Origin of the sequence: Streptomyces sp. HPF1205 (assembly GCF_020400825.1) — a bacterium.
GTDB lineage: Bacteria > Actinomycetota > Actinomycetes > Streptomycetales > Streptomycetaceae > Actinacidiphila.
Genome location: NZ_JAINVH010000001.1, coordinates 336,349 through 359,334, shown reverse-complemented (window position 1 = coordinate 359,334; position 22,986 = coordinate 336,349). Strand labels below are relative to the sequence as shown.

Sequence of the window (22,986 nt, the reverse complement as noted above, 5' to 3'; positions counted from 1 at the left end):
CGACGAGGGCCCCGGGGCGGCGCGACCGCCCCGGGGCCCTCGTGCGCGCTCGGAGTCCGCTTGCGCGCTCAGAGCCCGGCGTTGCCGGCCAGTTGCCTGCCGCCGCGTTCGCCGTCCTGGTCCGTGCCCTGCCCGCCGCCGTCCGCCGACCGGCCCGGCCGGGGCTTCTCGAACGGGCTAGGCACCGGGAAGTACGCCTCCAGGAACGGCGTGATCAGGTCCTTCTGCCCCTGCACGTCGTGTCCCGTCGAGGTGGTGTCGTTCACGCAGAACACGGTCTTGTCGCGGTTGGCGAGCAGCCGGCCGAGCCGGGCGTCGGTCCACGGGTGCGCCAGGTCGAAGTACATGTACGGCAGGTCGGACGGTATCGCGCGCCGGGTGTGGAAGGCGTAGTAGTGGTGCAGCGAGGACGCTATGGAGATGTCGGTCACGCTGCGGAAGCGGCTGGCGGCCGTCGCCCGCCACTCGTCGGGCCACTCGGTCTCGATCTCGGCCAGGACGCTGCGCCGCAGCGCGTGCGGCATGTGCTTCATCTTCTGCACCAGCACCGTGCCGTAGCGCTCCTCGATCAGCCGCCGGTTGTTCTTGCCCGCGGCGGCCACCGGCGGGTCGTCGGTGGTCTTCTCACCGAGCGGCACCAGGGCGGGCGAAGGGAAGAACTTGGTCAGGCCGTTGGCCAGGAAAAAGTCCTGGGGGGTGACCTCGTTGCCCAGGAGCACGTCGTCGTTGAAGTACAGGAAGTGCTCGGACAGGCCGTCGATGCGGTGCAGCTGGCTCTCTATCGCGTGCGAGTTGAAGGTGGGCAGCGAGGAGCCGGACGCGAAGATCTCCTTGTGGCTGACCACCCGGATGCCGGGGACCGTCGGGTCCAGCCACTCGGGCTTCTGGTCGTCGGTGACCAGGTACACCGTGCGCACCCACGGGGCGTACATGTGCAGGGAGCGCAGCGAGTAGCGCAGTTCGTCCCGGCTGAGGTAGCGGGCGGCGTTGGCGGCCTCGGCGTGGTAGCTCTCGCCGGAGAACTCCGCGCGGCGCCTGAGCCAGGCCGGGTCGGAGCCGTCCACCCACGTGTAGACCACGTCGATGGGGAAGGGCACCTCCTCGGTGGCGCGGATGGCGAAGTGCTCCCGGGTGCGGACCTCGAAGCGCGGGGCGGTGCCGGTGGGGTCGTTGTCGACGCGCGGGGCGAGGTCGGTGAAGAACTCCTCCGGCGCGTCCACGGTCCGCGAGTCCGCGGGGACGGCCGCGGCCAGTCTGCCGGGCCTGGGCGCCTCCAGGAGGCCGTCCTCGGTCTTCCAGAACTCCACGTCGCAGCCGTAGCGGGTGCCCAGCGCGAGCTGCCCGGTCTCGTCGGTCCGGTACCAGGTCAGGCGGATCACGTCGGTCTTGGCGAGCCGCCGCCACACCACAGGCTCGTAGCCGGGCACCGATGCCTCGGGCACCGGCTTGTTGCCGTCGACGACGGTGACGTAGCCGGGTTCCGCCGCGCACAGTTCGGCGAGCGCGGCCAGCACGGCGGCGCGGTCGGCGGCGTGGACGGCGACCGCGGCGGCGGTGTCCGACCTGCCCCGTACGCAGAAGTGGTCGAGGCCGGCGCCGTCCAGGCAGCGCAGTACGGCATCGAGGTTGGCCCGGCGGGCCGCCAGCGGGGTCGCGCCGGGCATCACCAGGGCGATCTTCGCCTCGGCGCCGACGGTCACCACCGTGCGGTTCCCGCCCTCGAGAAGTGTCTGGTGCCGCCTGCCGACCCGGGCGGCGCGCACCCGTTCGGCCGCGGCGGTGGCTCCGGCGATTCGCAGCTTCACCTGCTTTCGCAGATCGGCGTCGACTCGTGAGGCGATTGCCCGGCGGGCCCCTTCCGGAACGGCTCTGCGGTAGACCCCCAGCAGCCGAGGCGCTTCTGGATTGCGCACGACGGGCCCCCCTCCCCTTTCGATTACCGGCGTTTGCGGCACCGGCGTCCCTGACCATTACCTGACGGATGCAAAATCTACGGCCGATGTTAACTCAGTCGTTCCATCACATTTTCGGGACCCGGGTGAAACGGGAGGCAGGACACCCCGCGGGAACGTCCACAGGGGGTTCGGCGCACGGCGTCGGGTGCGCGGGGAACGTCCGCCCGGCGTTGCGTGCACGGGCTCGGTGCGCCGGGTTCGGTGCGCCGGGTTCGGTGTACGGGGAGGCTACTTGCGCAGCAGCCTGCGCAGCCGGCCGCCGGCGACACGGCGGGCGCCCTGCACGCCGTCCGCGACCCGCAGCACCAGCGCGCGGCCCGGCGCGACGTGCGTCTGCACCAGCAGCACCCGGCCGGTGGGGCGGAACACGGCGGCCCGGCGCGCCTCCTGGCCGTCGGCGGCCCGCACCTCGACGGGGGTGCGCTCGGCGGTGCCCGCGTACCGGATCCGCGCCCGGATCTCCCAGACGGCCACCCGCCCGCCGCGGGCCAGGTCCGCGGTGTCGACGCGGACCGCGGCGGTCCAGCCGGAGCGCTCGCCGATCAGCGGGCCCTCGACGCCGATCGCGGGCCCGGTCGTGCCGCGCTCGGTGAGCTCCACCAGCAGCGACACCGGACGCAGCGCGGCGAGCCGCCCGTACAGCTCGTGCACGCGCAGCGACAGCCGGGTGCGGGCGCCCGCCTTGATCCGGCCCTCCACGGTCACCGGCAGCTGCGCCGGCCCGAGTTCGCCCAGGTCGGGGGGCGGTACGGTGCCGTACGGGGGGATGAGGCGCGGCGGGCGGGCGGCCAGCTCGACCAGCCGGCCCGTGCCGGCGGCGCCCGGCTCCGGCTCGTCCGCGCCGGGCGCGGTCAGCGCGCGGACCATCCACCGCGACGTCACGGCGGCCAGCGCGAGGGCCTCCTTGTCGAACCCGGCCACGTAGTCCCGGGTGATCTGCCACCAGCCGGAGACGTAGCCGGCCGGCCGCCGCGGGAGCTCCCGCACGTAAAGGGGCAGGTCGTAGTCGAGGAACTTCGCCTGGGCGGCCTCGGCGAGGCCGTACATGCCCGCGTCGCGCAGGGTGTCGACCACGCCGCGGTGGGCGGCGATGCGGTGCCGCCAGTTGGCGAGCTCCGCGCGGCGCAGCGAGATGGACGGGCGGTCGGCCTCGCGGCGCACGTTCCACACGTAGACGGGCGCGTCGGTGAGGGCGATCCGCGGGCGGGCGGCGTAGACGCGGGCGGTGAAGACGAAGTCCTCGTAGTGGAAGGCGCCGTCGGGGAAGGTGACGCGGCGCTCGCGCAGGAAGGCGGTGCGGTACAGCTTGTTGACCGACAGGGTGTCCCACAGCAGTTCTGGGTGGTCCTCGATGCCGGTGACGACCGTGCCGAGCAGGGGGGCGCCGTCGCCGTAGACGCGCCGCGCCCACAGCGTCTCACGGCCGGCGGGCAGTTCGCGGCGGACCGCCCGGCCCGCCGTCACGTCGGCGCCCCGCTTCTCGGCGACGGGCAGCAGGGCTTCGACCGCGCCCGGCGCGAGGACGTCGTCGCTGTCGAGGAAGAGCAGGTAGGGCGTTCGGACCGCGCCCAGGCCGTCGTTGCGCGGCGTTCCGCAGCCGCCGCTGTTCGTGGTCCGGGTCAGCACCCGCACCCGCGGCTGCGCCCGCGCGATCTCGGCGAGCACGTCGGGGGTGGCGTCGGTCGAGCAGTCGTCGACGACGATCACCTCACCGACCTCGTCCCCCTGGGCCAGTGCCGACCGTACGGCCTCGGTGACATGCTCGGCGTCATTGAATGTGATCACGACGACGCTGACACGTGCCTTCAAGGGGCCTCACTTCTGCACTTCACTTCCGCGATCTTCTTCGGGGCCACAGAGTATTGATTACCGCATTCGGTTGCCCACGCCGCGGTGAACTCTTCCGGTTTCCATTCGGACGCCTTGTTGAACATTGAGCGCCCGTACGACAAGCGCCCGGTTACCCGGCTCTGTGCGCCCTACTCTGGCGAAACAGCGCGGGATGCGCCACGCCTCGCCCCTTCCGTACCGACGGTACGGCGCAGAAAGTGACCCTGAGACTCATGCGACTGTCGATCGTAGTGCCGTGCTACAACGAGGAAGCCGTCATCGAGCGGTTCGACGCACGGATCCGCGAGACCCTGCAGACCCTGCCGGTCGAGTACGAGCTGTGCTACGTCGACGACGGCAGCCGTGACGCCACCCTGCAACGCCTGCGCGCCCTGGCCGACGGCCGCCAGGCCACCACCCGCTACGTCTCCTTCAGCCGCAACTTCGGCAAGGAGGCCGGCATCCTGGCCGGCCTCAAGGAAGCCACCGGAGACGCCGTCGTCATCATGGACGCCGACCTGCAGCACCCGCCCGAGCTCATCGCGCGCATGCTGGAGCTCTACCAGGCCGGCCACGACCAGATCATCGCCCGGCGCACCCGCGAGGGCGACAAGCCCCTGCGCACCGCCCTCAGCCGCCTGTACTACCGCATGGTCAACACGTGGGTCGACGTCGAGCTCACCGACGGGGTCGGCGACTTCCGCCTGCTCTCCCGCCGCGCCACCGACGCCCTGCTGGCCATGCCCGAGTACAACCGCTTCTCCAAGGGCCTGTTCTCCTGGATCGGCTACGACACCGTCACGTTCGACTACCACAACGCCGCCCGTGAAGCGGGCGAGACGAAATGGCGTTTCGGCGCGCTGGTCAACTACGGAATCGACGGCCTGATCTCCTTCAACAACCGCCCCCTGCGCCTTGCCATCTACACCGGCCTGGCACTGGCCTCCGTCGCGGCCGTCTACGCCGTCGTCATCACCGTCCTGGCCATGATCCAGGGACCCGACGCCCCCGGTTACGTCACCCTCCTCGTCGCCGTCACCGGCCTGGGCGGCCTGCAAATGCTCATGCTCGGCCTCATCGGCGAATACATCGGCCGCATCTACTACGAGACCAAACGCCGCCCCCACTACCTGGTCAAGGAAACCAACACCGCGGGGACCTTCACCGGAACGGCACGGCACGCGGGGCGGCACGAGGCACGGCCGGAGACGCGGCACGAGGGACGGCACGACGCCGGGGCGGGAGCGGGGGCGGCGGCACCGGTTCCGCCGCGGAGGGAGCAGCGGGTCTCGTCGCCGCTGGAGCTGCGTTGACGGGGAGCCACGCCAGGCCGCACCCTGCGGGGGTGCGCCGGTCCTTCCTCACGCCCCAGCGCATGCAGGTGGTCCGTTTCGCGCTGGTCGGTGTCGTCAACACCGCCACGTTCTACGGCTTCTACCTGGCGCTGCACCCGTGGCTGCCGTACTTCCTGGCGTACACGTGCGCGTTCGTGCTGAGCATGATCGGCTCGTTCTTCCTCAACACCTATTTCACCTACCGCACCCGGCCGACGTGGCGGAAGTTCCTGCTCTTCCCGCTCACCAACCTCACCAACTACGTGGTGACGAGCGTCGGTGTCTTCGTCCTGGTGGAATGGGTGCACATGAACGACAAGATCGCGCCGCTGGCGGCGGCCGCCGCGGCGATCCCGTTCACGTACGTGCTGTCCCGGCGGATCCTGACCGCCAAGGAGGGCGGCAGGTCGTCCGACCTTGCCCCGGACGACCTGCCGCGCGAACCGCTGTCGACGCGCTGAGGCCGCCGCACGGACGCCCGGGGAACGAACGTCCCGGAGGCGTCGCCCGGGTGGGGCGGTCCCCCGGTCGAGGGGGTCCGCCCGGGCGCGACCGCCTCCCTCAGGCGAGGAGGTCCGCCCGTACGGACCGGCCCCCTCAGGCGAAGGGGTCGAAGCCGCGGTACTCCTGCTCCGCCTCGTCGCGCTCCGCTTGGCGTTCGCGGCGGCGGGTGGCGGCGGGGCGGGGGGCGTCCAGGCGGTGGTCCTCGCCGCGGCGGCCGAGCATCTCGGCGCCCGCGGCCAGCGAGGGCTCCCAGTCGAAGACGACCGCGTCCTCATCGGGGCCGATGGCGACACCGTCGCCGGGCTTGGCGCCGGCCTTGAGGAGTTCGTCCTCGACACCCAGGCGGTTCAGCCGGTCGGCGAGATAGCCCACGGCCTCGTCGTTGTTGAAGTCCGTCTGCCGGACCCAGCGCTCGGGCTTCTCACCGCGGACCCGGAAGAACTCACCCTCGTGGGTGACGGTGAAGCCCGCGTCGTCCACTGCCTGCGGCCGGATCACGACACGGGTGGCCTGCTGGGCCGGCTGGGCCGCGCGGTGCTCGGCGACGATCTTCGCGAGCGCGTACGACAGCTCCTTCAGGCCCTCGTGCGAGACGGCGGACACCTCGAAGACCTGGTAGCCGCGCGCGAGCAGCTCGGGCCTGATCATGTCCGCGAGGTCGCGCCCGTCGGGCACGTCGATCTTGTTGAGGGCCACCACGCGCGGCCGGTCCTCCAGTCCCGCCCCGTACGCCCGCAGTTCCGCCTCGATCACGTCGAGATCGCTCACCGGGTCGCGGTCGGACTCCAGCGTCGCGGTGTCCAGCACGTGCACCAGCACCGAGCAGCGCTCGACGTGCCGCAGGAACTCCAGGCCCAGCCCGCGCCCTTCGCTGGCGCCGGGAATCAGCCCCGGCACGTCGGCGACGGTGTAGACGGTCGCGCCGGCCGTCACCACGCCGAGATTGGGCACCAGCGTGGTGAACGGGTAGTCGGCGATCTTCGGCTTGGCGGCCGACATCACCGAGATCAGCGACGACTTCCCGGCGCTGGGGTACCCCACCAGCGCCACGTCCGCCACCGTCTTCAGTTCGAGCACGATGTCGCCGCTGTGCCCCGGCTCGCCCAGCAGCGCGAAGCCGGGCGCCTTGCGGCGGGCCGAGGCGAGCGCGGCATTGCCGAGGCCGCCGCGGCCGCCCTGGGCGGCGATGTAGGCGGTGCCCTGGCCGACCAGGTCGGCCAGCACGTTGCCGTGCTTGTCCATCACCACCGTGCCGTCGGGCACCGGCAGCACCAGGTCGGTGCCGTCCTTGCCGGAGCGGTTGCCGCCCTCCCCCGGCTTGCCGTTGGTGGCCTTGCGGTGCGGGCTGTGGTGGTAGTCCAGCAGCGTCGTGACGTCCTGGTCGACGACAAGGATCACGTCGCCGCCGCGCCCGCCGTTCCCGCCGTCGGGCCCGCCGAGCGGCTTGAACTTCTCCCGGTGCACGGAGGCGCAGCCGTGGCCCCCGTTGCCCGCGGCGACGTGCAGTTCGACGCGGTCCACGAAGGTGGTCATGGTGGCTTTTCCTCCAGATGCGGTACGGGGTTGTGACGGCGAAGGCGGACCCGCGTCCCGGACGACGTACGAACCGGGAGGCGAGGTCCGCCCTCTAGGAGTTCCGCGTGGCCTGGGCTCAGGCGGCGGGAACGATGTTCACGACGCGACGGCCGCGCTTCGTGCCGAACTCGACCGCACCGGCCGACAGCGCGAACAGCGTGTCGTCCTTGCCGATGCCGACGCCGGAACCCGGGTGGAAGTGGGTGCCGCGCTGGCGGACGATGATCTCACCGGCGTTGACGACCTGACCGCCGAAGCGCTTCACGCCGAGCCGCTGAGCGTTGGAGTCGCGACCGTTCCGGGTGGACGATGCGCCCTTCTTGTGTGCCATCTCTCCTCAGTCCCTTACTTCGCAGCCGTGGGGATGCCGGTGATCTTCAGCGCCGTGTACTGCTGGCGGTGACCCTGCCGCCGGCGGTAACCGGTCTTGTTCTTGTAGCGCAGGATGTCGATCTTCTGGCCCTTGTGGTGATCCACGATCTCGGCCTCGACCTTGATCCCGGCCAGCACCCACGGGTCGCTCGTGACGGCCTCGCCGTCCACGACGAGCAGCGTCGAGAGCTCGACCGCGTCACCGACCTTGCCGGTGGGAATCCTGTCAACCTCGACGATGTCGCCGACGGCCACCTTGTGCTGGCGGCCACCGCTACGCACGATCGCGTACACGCGGAACTCACTCTCTCGCTCGAATCGGACCCCGGATGCCAGCCGCCCCATGACGCGCGTCGGGAGGCCTCTCCCGGCCGACCGCCGGGAGGAAGGTGCTCAGGGGTAGGCGCACAAACGCCGAAGGTCAAGACTACGGAAGCGCCTCCTGCGGGGTCAAATTGACCCCGGTTCGCCGGGAGCGCCCCCGAGGGACGGCCCCGGTTCACCGCGAGCAGCCGTCCACCGGCCGGCGGGGAGTTGTACGTGGCCCCACCGGCCGGCCGGCGGGACGGCGGCCGGACGCGACACCGCGGGCCGACGAGCGGCCGGACCTGGCCCACCATTGGCGAGGGCCGGACATTGCCGCTGGTCCGGGCGAGGGGGCGGACACGGTCCACTGTCGGCGGCGGCCTGACGCGGCCGACCCACCGACGGTCGCCCCGACGCGGCCGACCCACCGACGGGATCGGGCCGCGGTCGTCGACCACCCTTGCGGGCGGTCACGACGCGCGGCCCGGTCGCCGGCCGGTCGCGGGGTTGCCCCGGACTCACTCCGCCGTCGAAGCCGCCTTCTTCGTCGCGGCCTTCTTCGCCGACGTCTTCTTCGCCGTCGTCGTCTTCGCGGCCGCCTTCTTCGCCGTCGCCTTCTTGGCCGCGGCCTTCTTCGCCGTCTTCTTGGCCGCCGTCTTGCGCGCGGCGCGCTTCTTCGGCTCGGCGGAGTCGGCGAGCTCGGCGGAGTCGGCCGGCTCGGCGCCGCCGGGCGCGGCCTCGCCCTCGGGGGCCTGCCCGGCGTTGGGCACCACGACGACCGCGGCGTCCTCGCCGGCCGGGGCGACCGTACGGGTGGCACGGCGGCGCGGACGGGCCGGGGGCTCCGTGGAGACCTCCGGCTCCGGCTCGGCGGGCGCCGCGGCAGGGGCGTCCGCGCGCTCGGGACCCACGACGACGATCGCCGCTTCCTGGGCCGCCGGGGGCGAACCGGCGGGCGCGGTGGCCTTGCGCGTGGCGCGCCGGCGGGGGCGGGCGGGGGCCGCGGTCGCGACCTCCGGCTCGGCCTCCGGCTCGGGCTCGGCCACCGGCTCGCTCACCGGGACGACCACGACGGCCGGCTCCGGCTTACGGTCGGACACCGCGGGCGCGCCCGCGGGCGCGGTGACCTTGCGGGAGCCGCGCCGGCGCCTGCCGCGACCGCCGTTGGCCGCCGCCTCGGCCTCCGCGGCGGTCCCGAACCACTCCTCCTCGGGGTCGCCGATCGCCGGCACCAGGTCCGACTCGCCGACCTCGATCGGCTCCAGCTCGGGCAGCTCCTCGATCTCCTCGATCTCCTCCAGCTCCCCGGCCAGGGCCGCCGCCGGTTCCTCGGCCGCCTCGACCTCCGCCACGGCCGCCTCGGCCGCGGGCTCCAGCACGTGCTCGTGCTCGTGCTCGGCGGCACCGGCGCCGCGACCGCCGCGGCGCTTGCGCTTGCCGCCGCCGCCCGTGGTCGTCGCCTGGTCCATGTGGACGATGACGCCGCGTCCGTTGCAGTGCACGCACGTCTCGGAGAAGGACTCCAGCAGCCCCTGCCCGACCCGCTTGCGGGTCATCTGCACCAGGCCGAGCGAGGTCACCTCGGCCACCTGGTGCTTGGTCCGGTCCCGGCCCAGGCACTCCAGCAGCCGCCGCATCACCAGGTCGCGGTTGGACTCCAGCACCATGTCGATGAAGTCGATGACCACGATGCCGCCGAGGTCGCGCAGCCGGAGCTGGCGGACGATCTCCTCGGCCGCCTCCAGGTTGTTGCGGGTGACGGTCTCCTCCAGGTTGCCGCCCTGGCCGGTGAACTTCCCGGTGTTGACGTCGACCACGACCATGGCCTCGGTCTTGTCGATCACCAGCGAACCGCCGGACGGCAGCCACACCTTGCGGTCGAGCGCCTTGAGCAGCTGCTCGTCGATCCGGTACGTGGCGAAGACGTCCACGTCGGAGGTCCAGCGCGAGAGCCGGTCGGCGAGGTCGGGCGCCACGTGGGACACGTACTCGTGCACCGTGTCCCAGGCGTCGTCGCCACTGACGACGACCTTGGAGAAGTCCTCGTTGAAGATGTCCCGGACCACCCGCACGGTCATGTCCGGCTCGCCGTACAGCAGCGTGGGCGCGTTGCCGGTCTTGGCCTTCTTCTGGATGTCGGTCCACTGGGCCTGGAGCCGCTCGACGTCGCGGCGCAGCTCGTCCTCGCTGGCCCCCTCGGCCGCGGTGCGCACGATGACGCCCGCGTCCTCGGGGACGATCTTCTTCAGGATGGTCTTCAGCCGGGCCCGCTCGGTGTCGGGCAGCTTGCGGCTGATGCCGGTCATCGAGCCCTCGGGCACGTACACCAGGTACCGGCCGGGCAGCGAGACCTGGCTGGTCAGGCGGGCGCCCTTGTGGCCGATCGGGTCCTTGGTGACCTGGACGAGCACCGGCTGGCCGGACTTCAGGGCGGACTCGATCCGGCGCGGACCGCCGGACAGGCCGAGCGCCTCGAAGTTGACCTCGCCGGCGTAGAGCACGGCGTTGCGGCCCTTGCCGATGTCGACGAAGGCGGCCTCCATCGACGGCAGCACGTTCTGGACCTTGCCCAGGTAGACGTTGCCGACGTAGCTGGTGGCCTGCTCCTTGTTGACGTAGTGCTCGACGAGGACGTCGTCCTCCAGCACGCCGATCTGGGTGCGGTCGCCGTTCTGCCGGACCACCATGACCCGCTCGACCGCCTCGCGGCGGGCCAGGAACTCGGCCTCGGTGATGATCGGCACGCGGCGGCGGCCCTGCTCGCGCCCTTCGCGGCGGCGCTGCTTCTTGGCCTCCAGACGGGTCGAGCCCTTGATGGACTGCACCTCGTCCACGCCGGTGCCGCCTTCGGCGCGCTGGCGCGGTTCGCGGACCTTGACCACCGTGCGCTCCGGGTCGTCCGCGGACGTCTCCTCGGCGGCGGCGTCGCTGCCGCGGCGACGGCGACGGCGACGACGACGGCTGGAGGCGCTGGAGGGGGTGCCGTCCTCCTCGCCGTCCTCCGCATCCTCGTGCTCCTGCTCGGCCTCGGTCTCGTCCTCGCCGTCCTCGTCGGCGGACGACTCGCCGTGCTCGGCGGCCTCGCCGCGCCGACGGCGGCGGCCACCGCGGCGGCGGCGACGCGAGGGACGCTCCTCGGCGCCCGTCTCCGCCTCGGCCTCGGCCTCGATCTCCGCGGCTTCCTCGTCGAGGTCGGTGTCGGCGGCGGTCTCGGCCTCCGGCTCGTCGGCCGGGGTCGTGCCCGTGAACGCCTGCTCGCCCGGGCCGCGACGGCGGCGGCGACGGCGCGAGGGGCGCTCCTCGGTCTCCTCCGCGTGGTCACCGCGCTCGGCGTGCTTCTCGGCTTCGTCGCGCCCGCTCTGCTCCTCGGCTTCTCCGTGCCCGGCGGGCTCCTCGGCGGCCGGCTGCCCGGCGCCGGCCTGCGGGGCCTGGAACACGGGCGCCTGGAAGACGGCCATCGCGGGGCGTACGGCGCGTCGCCGCCCGCGTCCCGTGGGCTCCGCCGGCTCGCCGCGCTGCTCGGCCCGCGCGCCCCCTTCGGTGCGCACGTCGATCGCCACGGACTCGGCGGGCACGTCGAAGGCCGTCGAGAGGGCGATCACCGCCTCGGCGGTGGCCTCCTCGATCGTCTCGCCGTAGCCGCGGATCTCGTAGGCGTCGTCGACCTCGACCGTCCAGTGGTCGCCGTCGCGCAGGGCGATGCCGGTGTACGCGCGGGCTTCCGGCGCGGGCTGCCCGGCCTCCGGCTCCTTGGGCGCGAGCGCTCCGGACTTCAGCCGGCGCGAACCCTCGCCCGCGGAGAAGGTGGGCAGCGGGGCGGTCCTGCGGGCGCCCCGGCCGCGTCCGGCGGCGGGCGCGGGCGCCTCGGCCGGGGTCGGCTCGGGCGCGGGGGCGGGCTCGGCGGCCTTACGGGTCGCCCGGCGCCGCGTCCGCCCGGTCGCGGCCTCCTCCTCGGCGGCGGGCGCCTCGGTCACGGCGGCGGCCGCTTGCTCGGCGGGCGCGGGGGCGGAGGCCGCCCGCGTCGCCCGGCGCCGCGTCCGCGCGGGAGCGGCCTCGCTCTCGGCGGCAGGCACCTCGGCCTCAGCGGCGGGGGCGGAGGCCGCACGGGTCGCCCGGCGCCGCGTCCGCGCGGGCGCCGCCTCGCTGTCGGCAGCGGGCGCCTCGGCCTCGGCAGCCGGGACGACGACCTCCGCCTCGGCAGGAGCACCCGCGGGCGCCGTCGCCTTACGCGTCGCCCGACGCCGCGTACGCGCGGGAGCAGCCTCCTCCTCGGCCACAGGCGCCTCGGCTTCGGCAGCCGGGACGACGGCTTCGGCCTCAGCGGCCGTCTTACGCGTGGCACGGCGCGTCCTGGCGGGCGCCGCTTCGGCCTCGGCCTCGGCAGCCGGGACGACGACCTCCGCCTCGGCAGGAGCACCCGCGGGCGCCGTCGCCTTACGCGTCGCCCGGCGACGCGTACGCGCGGGAGCAGCCTCCTCCTCGGCCACGGGCACCTCGGCCTCGGCAGCCGGGACGACGGCTTCGGCCTCGGCAGGGGCACCGGCAGGGGCCGTCGGCTTACGGGTCGCCCGACGCCGCGTACGCGCGGGAGCGGCCTCCTCCTCGGCGGCAGGCGCCTCGGCCTTAGCGGCAGGGGCGGGCTGCGTGGGTTCGGCGGCGCTTTCGGCCGTGTCGGATGCGGTGGCCTTGCGGGTCGTACGGCGCCGCTTGGGCGCGGCCTCGTCAGCCGCGGGTGCCTCGGGGCTCTCGGCGGACGCCTCAGCGGCGGACGTGGTCGCCTTGCGGGTGGTACGGCGCCGGGTCCGCGCGGGCGCGGCCTCGCCCTCGGCAGCGGGCTCGGCGACGCCGCCGGCGGCCGTCACCTCGGCGTTCCCGCCACTCTCGGTGCCGGCCGGTGGTCCGGCGGGGCGGGACGCGGCACGACGGCGGCGGCGCGGGGCCGCGCTGTCCTCGGCCGCGGAAGCGGCGGAGGCGGCGTCAGGGGTCTCGGGGGTCCGACCTTGAACGGTGGAATCGGTCTCGGGCATTCGGGCTGTGCTCCCGTCATGCTCCCGGGCGCCGTGCCGTCGGCCGGGGCGGCCTGCCGCTTGGTTGCGCGGTGCCGCCCTCCGCCGGGCGCGGGCGCCGCACGGGAGCTGTTGTCTCGCTCGTCGGGCCGCCCTCGCGGAACCGACGAAAGTCTCATGTGGTCAGCGGCGCCGGACCCGGGTGGCTCCCGGTCTCGTCGGCGTCGCGTCGACGGCGTACCTACACGGAACCGGCAGGCACCGCCACGGCGTCGCGATCGTTCGCGAGCGGGTCGGTGACCGTGCCGGACTCCTCGTCGAGCGGCCCCTGCGCCAGCCTGGTCACCGCTGCGGGGACCGGCGGCGCGAGGTCGGCCGTCGCCTGGAGGCCGGACAGTACGTCGTCGGGCCGTACGGCAGGTGTCAGGTGCCGCACAACCAGCCGCAGTATCGCACAAGCGCGGTCCCGCGGCCCATCGCCTCCCCCTACTGCCGGGTCCGCGCCCTCCGTCTCGACGCCGTCGGCGACCTCGAGGCGGGTGACGGCGGACCGGCAGTCGAAGGTGCGCATGCCGTTCTTGGTGCTGCGCCGCACCTCCACGGTGTCCGCGGCGAGGAACGCGGCGACCGCCCGCCGCGCCTGCGCCGGCTCGACACCTTCGAGCCGCAGCTCCCAGACCGACGCCTCCAGGCGCTCGGCGAGGCCCGGGGTACGGGCCTCGACCGCCTCGATGACGTCCAGTCCGGCGGGCAGCGACTCGTCGAGCAGGAGCCTGAGCTCCTCCGGGTCCCGCGCCTGGGCGAGCGCGATCTCCAGGTATTCCGCCTCACTGCCGACGCCGGTGGGTGCGGCGCCCGCGTACGACACCTTGGGGTGGGGGGTGAAGCCCGCCGAGTACGCCATCGGCACGTCGGCGCGGCGCAGTGCCCGCTCGAAGGCGCGCTGGAAGTCGCGGTGGCTGGTGAACCGGAGGCGGCCGCGCTTGGTGTAACGCAGGCGGATGCGCTGCACCGCGGGTGCGGGCGGCGGGCCTTCGGGCTGTCGCTTGCCCAGTGTCGTTCAGTCCCTCGTCGTGTGTGTGCGGCTCGTACGAGTGCGGTACGGCTGTCCCGCACCGCATGTCCAAGGTTACGCCGCGTCGCGCCCCAGTATCCGCCGCTGCCGCGCCCCCTGTGGAAAACCGCCGCCGATCCCGGTGCGCCGCGCCGGTCGCCGCCCCGAGGTTCGCGCGTGCGGGTCGTGCGGCTGGGCCGTCCGGCGCATGAGGCGCGGCGCCCGCGGCGGGACGGGGTAGCGGTGGCGGTGAACCGCCGGGCCACCTGACAACTTACGGAGCACCCCATGCGCTCGCCGCGTACCACCGCGCGTACCACCCTCACCGTCACGGCCGCGGCCGCTCTGGGCGCCGCGGCCGTCCTCCTCCTGCCCGCCGCCGTACCGCGGGCCCAGGCCCAGGTCCGCGCCCCGGAGGCCCTGCCCGGCGCGGCCCGGTCGTCCGCACCGCCCCGCACGGAGGCCGGCTCGCAGGAGTACGTCGAGTACACGATCGCCATGGACGACATCCAGGTGCGCGGCACCCTCGACCCCGGCAGCCTGGCCGTCACCAACACCACGTCCGTCCGCATCCCGGGCACCGGCCCCCGCAGCGGCTGGCGGGCCACCCCCACCGTGTCCGGCAACCTCGGCAAGGGCGTCACCTCCATCGTGCGCCTGCCCCCCGAAGCGACCGGCACCGTCCGCCTCTACGCGGACGGCGACGAGGTGCGGGCCGCCGTCGACACCACCATCGCGGGCCGGCACAGCAGATGGGACCGGGTGCTGTTCACGCTCTAGCGGTCCATGCCCGGCCCACGCGCCGGTCCACGCGCCGGCCCTGTCCTCCCCCGCACGACGGCCGCCCCGCCGCCGCAGACGCACCGGCCGCGGGGCCGCCGCGTGGTCGGCGCCCCCTGGAAGGGGCGGCACGCCCCCGGGCCCGCAGAACCTTCCGAAATCCACCCGAAAGGTTTCGGCGCCCAGACGCACGACCCACCGAACACACACGCAGCCAGCGAGTGCTTCACGCACCCGGCGCACGTGACCGACCTGCGAAGGTGGACCCAACCACCCCCCTATAAGCAGGGTTTCCGCACCCGCCGACACCTCCCGCCATTTCGGTACGAGGTATTGACTGCCCTCTCCCTCCCCAATACCGTGACCGCCGTTTCGGCGATTCGCACGAATGTTTCGAGGACCGGACCGGACGTCAGCGGTGGAGGCCCGATGGGGCGCAGCGCACGTACCCGTACCGCCGCATCCGTACCCCCGCATCCCTACCGCCGTATGCGTACGGACGCATCCGTACCGCCGCCCGGCCGCACCGCCACGGACCCACCACCGCACACCACCGCACACCACCCGCACCCTTGGCAGCCGATGGAGGCATCTCACTCATGAAGCGAGCATCATCGCTGGTCGGCGTGGCCGTCACGCTGGCCGTCGCGGCGGCGGGCTTCGTCGTCCCGTCGGCGATCGGCGCGGCAGCCGGCAGCGCGACCTCCCGGTCCGCCCGGTCCGACTACGCGACCCCGACCACGGCCGGCGCCCACTGGGTGAACACCTGGACCGCCATGCCGCAACTGACGGAGCCCGGCAACATGCCGCCGGCGCCCTTCACCCAGAGCGACCTCGTCTTCGCCCACACCACCCTGCGCCAGACCGTGCACGTCTCGGTCGGCGGCCGCTACATGCGGCTGCGCCTGTCCAACGCCTTCGGCGGCACCGACCTGCCGATCACGGCCGTATCCGTCGCACGGCCGGCCGGCGGAAAGGCCGGCGTCAGCGCCGTCGAACCCGGCAGCACACACCCCGTCACGTTCGGCGGGAAGCCCGGCATGGACATACCCATGGGCGCCCAGGCGGTCACCGACCCGCTGGACTTCCCCGTCCAGCCGGGAAGCAACCTCACCGTGACCCTCTACCTCGCCGACGGCCAGGCATCGACCAGCATCACCTCGCACCCCGGCTCCCGCACCACCTCCTACATGGTCTCCGGTGACCACCTCGACGACACCGACCTGCCAGGGGCCACCACAGCCGACCACTGGTACTTCCTCAGCGGCCTGGAGGTGTGGTCCAGGAGCAACACCTCTGCCGCCATCATGCTCGGCGACTCCATCACCGACGGCCGCGGCTCCACCACCAACATGAACAACCGCTGGCCCGACCAGCTCCTGGCCCGGCTGCAGTCCAAGCCCGGCACCTCGGACATCGCGATCCTCAACCAGGCGGCCGGCGGCAACCGCATCCTGCACGACGGCCTCGGCCCCAACGCCCTGGCCCGCTTCGACCGCGACGTCCTCGCCCAGAGCGGCGTGAGCTGGCTCCTCGTCTTCGAAGGCGTCAACGACATCGGCACCGCCGACGCCACCGAGGCAGCATCCAAGCAGGTCACGGCCGACCTCATCGGCGCCTACGAGCAGATCATCACCCGCGCCCACGCCCAGGGCCTGCGCGTCTACGGAGCCACCATCACCCCCTTCGGCGGCAACGGCTACGACGACCCGTCCGGCTACCACGAGGCCGCCCGCCAGGCGGTCAACGACTGGATCCGCACCAGCGGCCGGTTCGACGCCGTCGTCGACTTCGACAAGACCGTCCGCGACCCGGCCGACCCCCACCGGCTCGCACCCGCCTACGACGTCGGCGACGGCCTCCACCTCAACCCCGACGGCTACCACGCCATGGCCGACGCCGTCCCCGCCACCCTCTTCCGCCACTCCCCCGCCCCGACCGCCTTCTCCCAGCTCCCGCCGGCCACCACCCACTGACCCCCCGGCGCCACCCGCGCCGGACGACGACAGCCCCGCACCCTCCCCAGGGCGCGGGGCTGTCCCCGTCGTACGACGCCGTCCCGGCAGCCGCCCCCTCAGCCCCCGCCGCCACCCCCGGCCCCGACCCCCGACCCGACGACCGTCAACGGCAGCAACTTCTTCCCGGTCGGCCCCACCTGAATTGACGTGTCCATGGCGGGACACACCCCGCAGTCGAAGCACGGCGTCCAGCGGCAGTCGTCGACCTCCGTCTCGTCGAGGGCGTCCTGCCAGTCCTCCCAGAGCCAGTCCTTGTCGAGGCCGGAGTCGAGGTGGTCCCAGGGGAGGACTTCCTCGTAGGCGCGTTCGCGGGTGGTGTACCAGTCGAGGTCGACGCCCTGGGGGGGCAGGGCGGTCTCGCAGGCGTCGAGCCAGCGGTCGTAGCTGAAGTGTTCGCGCCAGCCGTCGAAGCGGCCGCCGTTGTCGTAGACCTCGCGGATGACGGCGGCCACGCGGCGGTCGCCGCGGGAGAGGAGGCCCTCGATGATGCCGGGCTTGCCGTCGTGGTAGCGGAAGCCGATGTTGCGGCCGTAGCGCTTGTCGGCGCGGATGGCGTCGCGGAGCTTGGTCAGGCGGGCGTCGGTGTCCTCGGCGCCCAGTTGGGGGGCCCACTGGAAGGGGGTGTGCGGCTTGGGGACGAAGCCGCCGATGGAGACGGTGCAGCGGATGTCGTTCTGGCCGGTGACCTCGCGGCCCTTCTGGATGACCTTTCTGGCCATGTCGGCGATCTGCAGGACGTCCTCGTCGGTCTCGGTGGGCAGCCCGCACATGAAGTAGAGCTTGACCTGGCGCCAGCCGTTGCCGTAGGCGGTGGCGACCGTGCGGATCAGGTCCTCCTCGGAGACCATCTTGTTGATGACCTTGCGGATGCGCTCGGAGCCGCCCTCGGGGGCGAAGGTGAGGCCGGAGCGGCGGCCGTTGCGGGTCAGTTCGTTGGCGAGGTCGATGTTGAAGGCGTCGACGCGGGTGGAGGGCAGGGACAGGCCGATCTTGTCGTCCTCGTAGCGGTCGGCGAGGCCCTTGGCGATGTCGGCGATCTCGCTGTGGTCGGCGGAGGACAGCGAGAGCAGGCCGACCTCCTCGAAGCCGGTGGCCTTCAGGCCGCGGTCGACCATCTCGCCGATGCCGGTGATGGAGCGCTCGCGGACCGGACGGGTGATCATGCCGGCCTGGCAGAAGCGGCAGCCGCGGGTGCAGCCGCGGAAGATCTCGACGGACATCCGCTCGTGCACGGACTCGGCGAGGGGGACGAGGGGCTGCTTGGGGTAGGGCCACTCGTCGAGGTCCATGACGGTGTGCTTGGAGACCCGCCAGGGCACGCCGGAGCGGGCCGGTACGACGCGGGCGATCCGGCCGTCGGGCAGGTATTCGACGTCGTAGAACTTGGGTACGTAGACGCCGCCGGTCCTGGCCAGGCGCAGCAGCAGTTCGTCGCGGCCGCCGGGGCGGCCTTCGGCCTTCCAGGCGCGCAGGATGTCGGTGATCTCCAGGACGGCCTGTTCGCCGTCGCCGATGACGGCGGCGTCGATGAAGTCGGCGATCGGCTCGGGGTTGAAGGCGGCGTGGCCGCCGGCGAGCACGATCGGGTCGTCGAGGGTGCGGTCGGCGGCGTCGAGGGGGATGCCGGCCAGGTCCAGGGCGGTGAGCATGTTGGTGTAGCCGAGCTCTGTGGAGAAGCTGACGCCGAGGACGTCGAAGGCGCGGACGGGGCGGTGGGCGTCGACGGTGAACTGCGGTACGCCGTGTTCGCGCATCAGGGCTTCGAGGTCGGGCCACACGCTGTAGGTGCGCTCGGCGAGGACGCCCTCGCGTTCGTTGAGCACCTCGTAGAGGATCATGACGCCCTGGTTGGGCACGCCGACCTCGTAGGCGTCGGGGTACATCAGCGCCCAGCGCACGTCCGCGCTGTCCCAGTCCTTGACGGTGGAGTTGAGCTCGCCGCCGACGTACTGGATGGGCTTTTGTACGTGCGGGAGCAGCGCTTCCAGGCGTGGGAAGACCGACTCGACAGGCATCTCGGTGTCTCTCATGAGCTGGCGGTGGGGTGACCCTCGGTCGCACCCCGAGGCTGCTTGGGGTGACCCTCAAGGGTACCCGAGGCGCTCGCGCCCCTCGGCCCGCCGCCCGCCCCGCCGCCGCCCGCCACCGCCCGCCGCGGCCCGGGCCGCGGGTCAGGCCGACATCGGCCGCTGCATCTTCACCGACTGGAGGAGCCCTATGGCGATGCAGTTGGCGAACATGGAGGAGCCGCCGTAGGAGACGAAGGGCAGGGGGATGCCGGCGACGGGCATGATGCCGAGGGTCATGCCGATGTTCTCGAAGGACTGGAAGGCGAACCAGGCGACGACGCCGGCGGCCACGATCGTGCCGTACAGGTCGGTGGCCGCGCGCGCGATGGCGCAGGCGCGCCAGAGGATGACGCCGATGAGCAGGATGATGAAGGCCGCGCCGACGAAGCCGAGCTCCTCTCCGGCGACGGAGAAGACGAAGTCGGTCTGCTGCTCGGGGACGAACTGGCCGGTGGTCTGGGTGCCGTGGAACAGGCCCTTGCCGAGGAGGCCGCCGGAGCCGATGGCGATACGGGCCTGGCTGGTGTTGTAGCCGACGCCCGAGGGGTCGAGGGCGGGGTTGGCGAAGGCGGCGAACCGGTCGACCTGGTACTGGCTGAGGATGCCGAGCTTCCAGACGGTCAGCGAACCGGCGACGCCGGCCAGGATCAGGCCGAAGACCCAGCGGTTGGATGAGCCGGAGGCCAGCAGGACGCCGAGCACGATGGCGACCAGCACCATGATGGAGCCGAGGTCGGGCATGAGCAGGATGATCATGATCGGCAGGAGGGCGAGCGCCAGTGCCTGCGTCACCGTGCGGTTGTCCGGGTGGGCCTTGTCGCCGGCGTCGACCCGGCCCGACAGCACCATGGCCATGCCGATGATGATGGCGATCTTGACGAACTCCGAGGGCTGCAGGGAGAAGCCGCCGCCGATCACGATCCAGGAGTGGGCGCCGTTGACGGTGGAGCCCAGTGGGCTGAGGACGGCCAGGATGCCCAGGATGGACAGGACGTAGAAGAAGGGCGCGACCCCGCGCATCCTGCGGTGTCCTATGGCCATGGCCCCGGCGGCGAGGCCGAAGCCGATGCCGGCGTTCATCACGTGCCGGATCAGGAAGTAGTAGTGGTCGCCGTGGGTGAGGTTGGTGCGGTTGCGGGTGGCCGAGTAGACCAGGACGGTGCCGATGCCGCACAGCAGGACGGTGGCGAACAGCAGCAGCCAGTCCATCCGGCGCACCACGGAGTCGCGGGCGAACAGCTTGCCGAGGGTGGAGCGTTCGGGTGTGAACCGGCGGATCGAGTAGCCGTGCGCGCTCATGCCGCGTACTTCCTGCCGTAGAGCAGGCGCTCGGTCCTGGTCGGGGTGAGGGCGGCCGGGACGGCGGCGGGGCCGGGCGCGGTGCGCGAGCCGCCGGGCATGGCGAACGGGAGGCCGGCGTCGTAGGAGGCGGGCACGACCACGCCGTCGGAGGAGATCTTCGGCAGTGCCGTGACCGGCTTCGGCATGATGCCCTTCTTGGGGTCGATCTGCGAGCTGTCCTTCTTGATGCCGTACATCGCCTCGTAGATCCGCCGGATGGCGGTACCGGAACCGCCGGAACCGGTACCGGCCTGCGAGATGGTCATCACGACCGTGTAGTCCTTGGTGTACGTGTCCAGCCACGACGTGGTCTGCTTGCCGGCGACCTCGGCGGTACCGGTCTTGGCGTGCAGGGTGATCTTGTCCTGCGGCCAGTTGCCGAACTTCCAGGCGGCGGTGCCGTCGGTGATCACGCCGGCCAGCGCCTTGTTGATGTACTTCAGGGTGTCGGGGCTGTCCGGCAGGTGGCCGACCACCTTGGGCTTGATCGGGGTGACCGTCTTGCCGTCCGGGCTGACCACGGCCTTTCCTATGGTCGGCTGGTAGAGGGTGCCGCCGTTGGCCAGTGCCGCGTAGATCCGGGCCATCTGGACCGGGGTGACCAGGGTGTCGCCCTGGCCGATGGCGTAGTTGACGGAGTCACCGGCGCGCAGCACGGCGCCGTCGGTGCAGTCCTCGCGGTAGATCTGGGCCTGGTAGTCCTCGCGCTTGGTCTTGGCGACCTTGCACCACTCGTCCTTGTTGGCCTTCCAGAAGTCCTTCTTCCACTGCCGGTCCGGGACCCGGCCGGTGACCTCGCCGGGCAGGTCGACGCCGGTCCTGGCGCCGAGGCCGAACTGGTGGGCGGTCCGGTAGAACCAGTCCTTGGGGTGCTTGGGGCTGGTGCCGCCGTCCTTCTGCCACTCGTCGTAGGCCAGGCCGTAGAAGACGGTGTCGCAGGACACCTCCAGGGCCTTGGCCAGCGAGATGTCGCCGAACGACTCGTTCTCGAAGTTCTTGAACTCGCGGTTGCCGATGGTCAGCGACGGGGTGCAGGGGTAGTCGCCGTCGATCGAGTAGCCGGCGTTGACCGCGGCCGAGGTGGAGACCACCTTGAACGTGGAGCCGGGCGCGGACTGGCCCTGGATGGCCCGGTTGAGCAGCGGGTAGTTGGACTTGGTGTCGGTGAGGGCCTTGTAGTCCTTGGCGGAGATGCCGCCCACCCAGGCGTTGGGGTCGTAGGTGGGCGCGCTGGCCATGGCGATGATCTGACCGGTGCGGTTGTCCATGACGACCGCGGCGCCGGAGTCGGCCTTGTAGTTCTCGTGGGTGATCGGGTCGTAGGTCTTGCGGGCCTCGTCCATGGCGGTGGCCAGCTGCTTCTCGGTGACCGCCTGGACGCGCGCGTCGAGGCTGGTGACGAGGGTGCCGCCGGGGACGGCCGGGGTGTCGCCGGCCTTGCCGATGACCCGGCCGAGGTTGTCCACCTCGTAGCGGGTCACGCCGGCCTTGCCGCGCAACTGCTCGTCGTAGGTGTGCTCCAGGCCGGAGCGGCCGATCTGGTCGGAGCGCAGCAGCGGGTTGCCGGTCTTCTCCGAGGCGGCGACCTCGTCGTCGGTGACGGGCGAGAGGTAGCCGAGCACCTGGGCGGCGTTGGAGTGGTCCGGGGAGGCGTAGCGGCGTACGGCGGTGGGCTGGGCGGTGACGCCGGGGAAGTCCTCGCGCCGCTCCATGATCTGCAGGGCCTGCTGGGTGGTCGCGGAGTCGGTGATGGGGATCGGCTGGTAGGGCGAACCGTTCCAGCAGGGCCGCGGGGTGTGCGCGTCGCACAGCCGGACCTTCTGCATGACGTCCTCGGGCTTCATGCCGAGGACGCCGGCCAGCCGGGTGAGCACGGCCTTGCCGTCGTCGGCCTGCTTGAGCAGGTCGGTACGGCTGGCGGAGACCACGAGCCGGGTCTCGTTGTCGGCGAGCGGCACGCCGCGGTCGTCGACGATGGTGCCGCGCACGGCGGGCGTGACGACCTGCTGGATGTTGTTGCTGGCCGCTTTCTGCTGGTACTGCTGTCCGTTGCGGATCTGCAGGTACCACAGCCGGCCGCCCAGGGTGAGCAGCAGCGACACGACGAGGATCTGCAGGATGACCAGCCGGATGGTGATCCGGGTGGTCCGCCCGGTCTCGGGGATGTTGCTCATCGGCGGACCCCGCCCCTGGCCGTCGTCGTGGTCCTGACCAGCTTGCCCGCGCGGCCGAACAGGCCGCGCTGCGGGGTGGCGGCGCTCCTGAAGCCGCCGCGCGGCCCGAAGCGGCTGCCGCCGTATCCGCCGGAGGCGTCCTCGGTGAGCGGGTCCCGGTCGAAGCGCCGGGCCAGGGCCATCACCACGGGCACGACGAAGGGCGCGAGCAGCAGGTCGTAGACGGTCGCGGTGGACACCAGCTTGACCAGGCCGACGTGGGCGCCCGCGGTGTCGCCGACGAGGCTGCCGACGCCCGCGTACAGCAGGGTGGTGGTGACGGCGGCCGCGATCACCACGAGCATGGGCCCGGCGGCGGTGCGCAGTTGGCCCGTCTCGGGCTTGGCGAGCCCGGCCGCGTATCCGATCACGCACAGCACGAGCGCGTACCGGCCCACCGCGTGGTCGGCCGGTGGGGCGATGTCGGCGAGCAGGCCGGCGCTGAAGCCGACCAGGCAGCCGCCGACGTGGCCGTAGCTGAGTGCGAGGCCCAGGACGGTGAGCAGCAGCAGGTCGGGCACGGCACCGGGCAGGTGCAGTCGGGCCAGCACGCTGACCTGGGCGACCATGGCGATGACCACCAGGAAGGCGGAGAGCACGATCCGGTTGAGGCGCATGGGTCAGCCGTC

General features: G+C 72.5%; 15 protein-coding genes. 4 read left to right on the top strand and 11 right to left on the bottom strand.

What is annotated here, in order from left to right; all coding sequences use genetic code 11:
- Positions 1-68: 68 nt before the first annotated feature.
- Entirely contained in the window at positions 69-1,913 is a 1,845-nt protein-coding gene (locus K7G61_RS01475; protein ID WP_225844620.1) for a stealth family protein, read from the bottom strand.
- 270 nt (positions 1,914-2,183) lie between these two features.
- Entirely contained in the window at positions 2,184-3,764 is a 1,581-nt protein-coding gene (locus tag K7G61_RS01470) for a glycosyltransferase family 2 protein (RefSeq protein ID WP_225844619.1), read from the bottom strand.
- A gap of 254 nt (positions 3,765-4,018) precedes the next feature.
- On the opposite strand from K7G61_RS01470, the gene K7G61_RS01465 reads away from it, so the two are divergent.
- Both K7G61_RS01465 and K7G61_RS01460 read left to right on the top strand, forming a co-directional pair.
- Positions 4,019-5,098 carry a glycosyltransferase family 2 protein gene (locus K7G61_RS01465; protein ID WP_225844618.1) on the top strand — a complete coding sequence of 360 codons (1,080 nt, stop codon included), beginning with the start codon at positions 4,019-4,021 and terminating at the stop codon, positions 5,096-5,098.
- 62 nt (positions 5,099-5,160) lie between these two features.
- Positions 5,161-5,580, top strand: a complete 420-nt coding sequence (locus tag K7G61_RS01460; RefSeq protein ID WP_225844617.1) for a GtrA family protein — start codon at positions 5,161-5,163, stop codon at positions 5,578-5,580.
- 136 nt (positions 5,581-5,716) lie between these two features.
- On the opposite strand, the gene obgE is transcribed toward K7G61_RS01460, so the two are convergent.
- The 5 genes from obgE to K7G61_RS01435 all read right to left on the bottom strand — a co-directional run bounded on the left by obgE (position 5,717) and on the right by K7G61_RS01435 (position 13,894).
- Entirely contained in the window at positions 5,717-7,156 is a 1,440-nt protein-coding gene (obgE, locus tag K7G61_RS01455) for a GTPase ObgE (RefSeq protein WP_225844616.1), read from the bottom strand.
- A gap of 118 nt (positions 7,157-7,274) precedes the next feature.
- Positions 7,275-7,529 (bottom strand): 50S ribosomal protein L27, encoded by a 255-nt coding sequence (rpmA, locus tag K7G61_RS01450; RefSeq protein ID WP_031514533.1) that lies wholly within the window; start codon positions 7,527-7,529, stop codon positions 7,275-7,277.
- Between the two features lie 14 nt (positions 7,530-7,543).
- Positions 7,544-7,864 (bottom strand): 50S ribosomal protein L21, encoded by a 321-nt coding sequence (gene rplU, locus K7G61_RS01445; RefSeq protein ID WP_225844615.1) that lies wholly within the window; start codon positions 7,862-7,864, stop codon positions 7,544-7,546.
- Between the two features lie 530 nt (positions 7,865-8,394).
- Positions 8,395-12,903, bottom strand: a complete 4,509-nt coding sequence (locus tag K7G61_RS01440) for an Rne/Rng family ribonuclease (protein ID WP_225844614.1) — start codon at positions 12,901-12,903, stop codon at positions 8,395-8,397.
- Between the two features lie 220 nt (positions 12,904-13,123).
- Positions 13,124-13,894: a TIGR03936 family radical SAM-associated protein gene (locus tag K7G61_RS01435; protein ID WP_225844613.1), complete on the bottom strand. Its 771-nt coding sequence runs from the start codon at positions 13,892-13,894 to the stop codon at positions 13,124-13,126.
- Between the two features lie 330 nt (positions 13,895-14,224).
- On the opposite strand from K7G61_RS01435, the gene K7G61_RS01430 reads away from it, so the two are divergent.
- A complete protein-coding gene (locus K7G61_RS01430) occupies positions 14,225-14,716 on the top strand; it encodes a hypothetical protein (RefSeq protein WP_225844612.1) in 492 nt (163 codons plus the stop codon).
- 599 nt (positions 14,717-15,315) lie between these two features.
- Positions 15,316-16,692 carry an SGNH/GDSL hydrolase family protein gene (locus K7G61_RS01425; protein ID WP_225844611.1) on the top strand — a complete coding sequence of 459 codons (1,377 nt, stop codon included), beginning with the start codon at positions 15,316-15,318 and terminating at the stop codon, positions 16,690-16,692.
- Positions 16,693-16,790: 98 nt separating this feature from the next.
- Here K7G61_RS01425 and K7G61_RS01415 read toward each other — a convergent pair whose 3' ends face one another.
- The 4 genes from K7G61_RS01415 to mreD form a co-directional block, all read right to left on the bottom strand.
- Positions 16,791-18,749: a TIGR03960 family B12-binding radical SAM protein gene (locus K7G61_RS01415; RefSeq protein ID WP_225844842.1), complete on the bottom strand. Its 1,959-nt coding sequence runs from the start codon at positions 18,747-18,749 to the stop codon at positions 16,791-16,793.
- A gap of 156 nt (positions 18,750-18,905) precedes the next feature.
- Positions 18,906-20,102, bottom strand: a complete 1,197-nt coding sequence (gene rodA, locus K7G61_RS01410) for a rod shape-determining protein RodA (RefSeq protein ID WP_225844610.1) — start codon at positions 20,100-20,102, stop codon at positions 18,906-18,908.
- Positions 20,099-22,318, bottom strand: coding sequence for a penicillin-binding protein 2 (gene mrdA, locus K7G61_RS01405; RefSeq protein WP_225844609.1), 2,220 nt, complete (start codon positions 22,316-22,318; stop codon positions 20,099-20,101). The genes rodA and mrdA overlap by 4 nt, the downstream gene beginning before the upstream one ends.
- Positions 22,315-22,974, bottom strand: a complete 660-nt coding sequence (gene mreD / locus K7G61_RS01400) for a rod shape-determining protein MreD (RefSeq protein WP_225844608.1) — start codon at positions 22,972-22,974, stop codon at positions 22,315-22,317. The genes mrdA and mreD overlap by 4 nt, the downstream gene beginning before the upstream one ends.
- Positions 22,975-22,986: the final 12 nt, after the last annotated feature.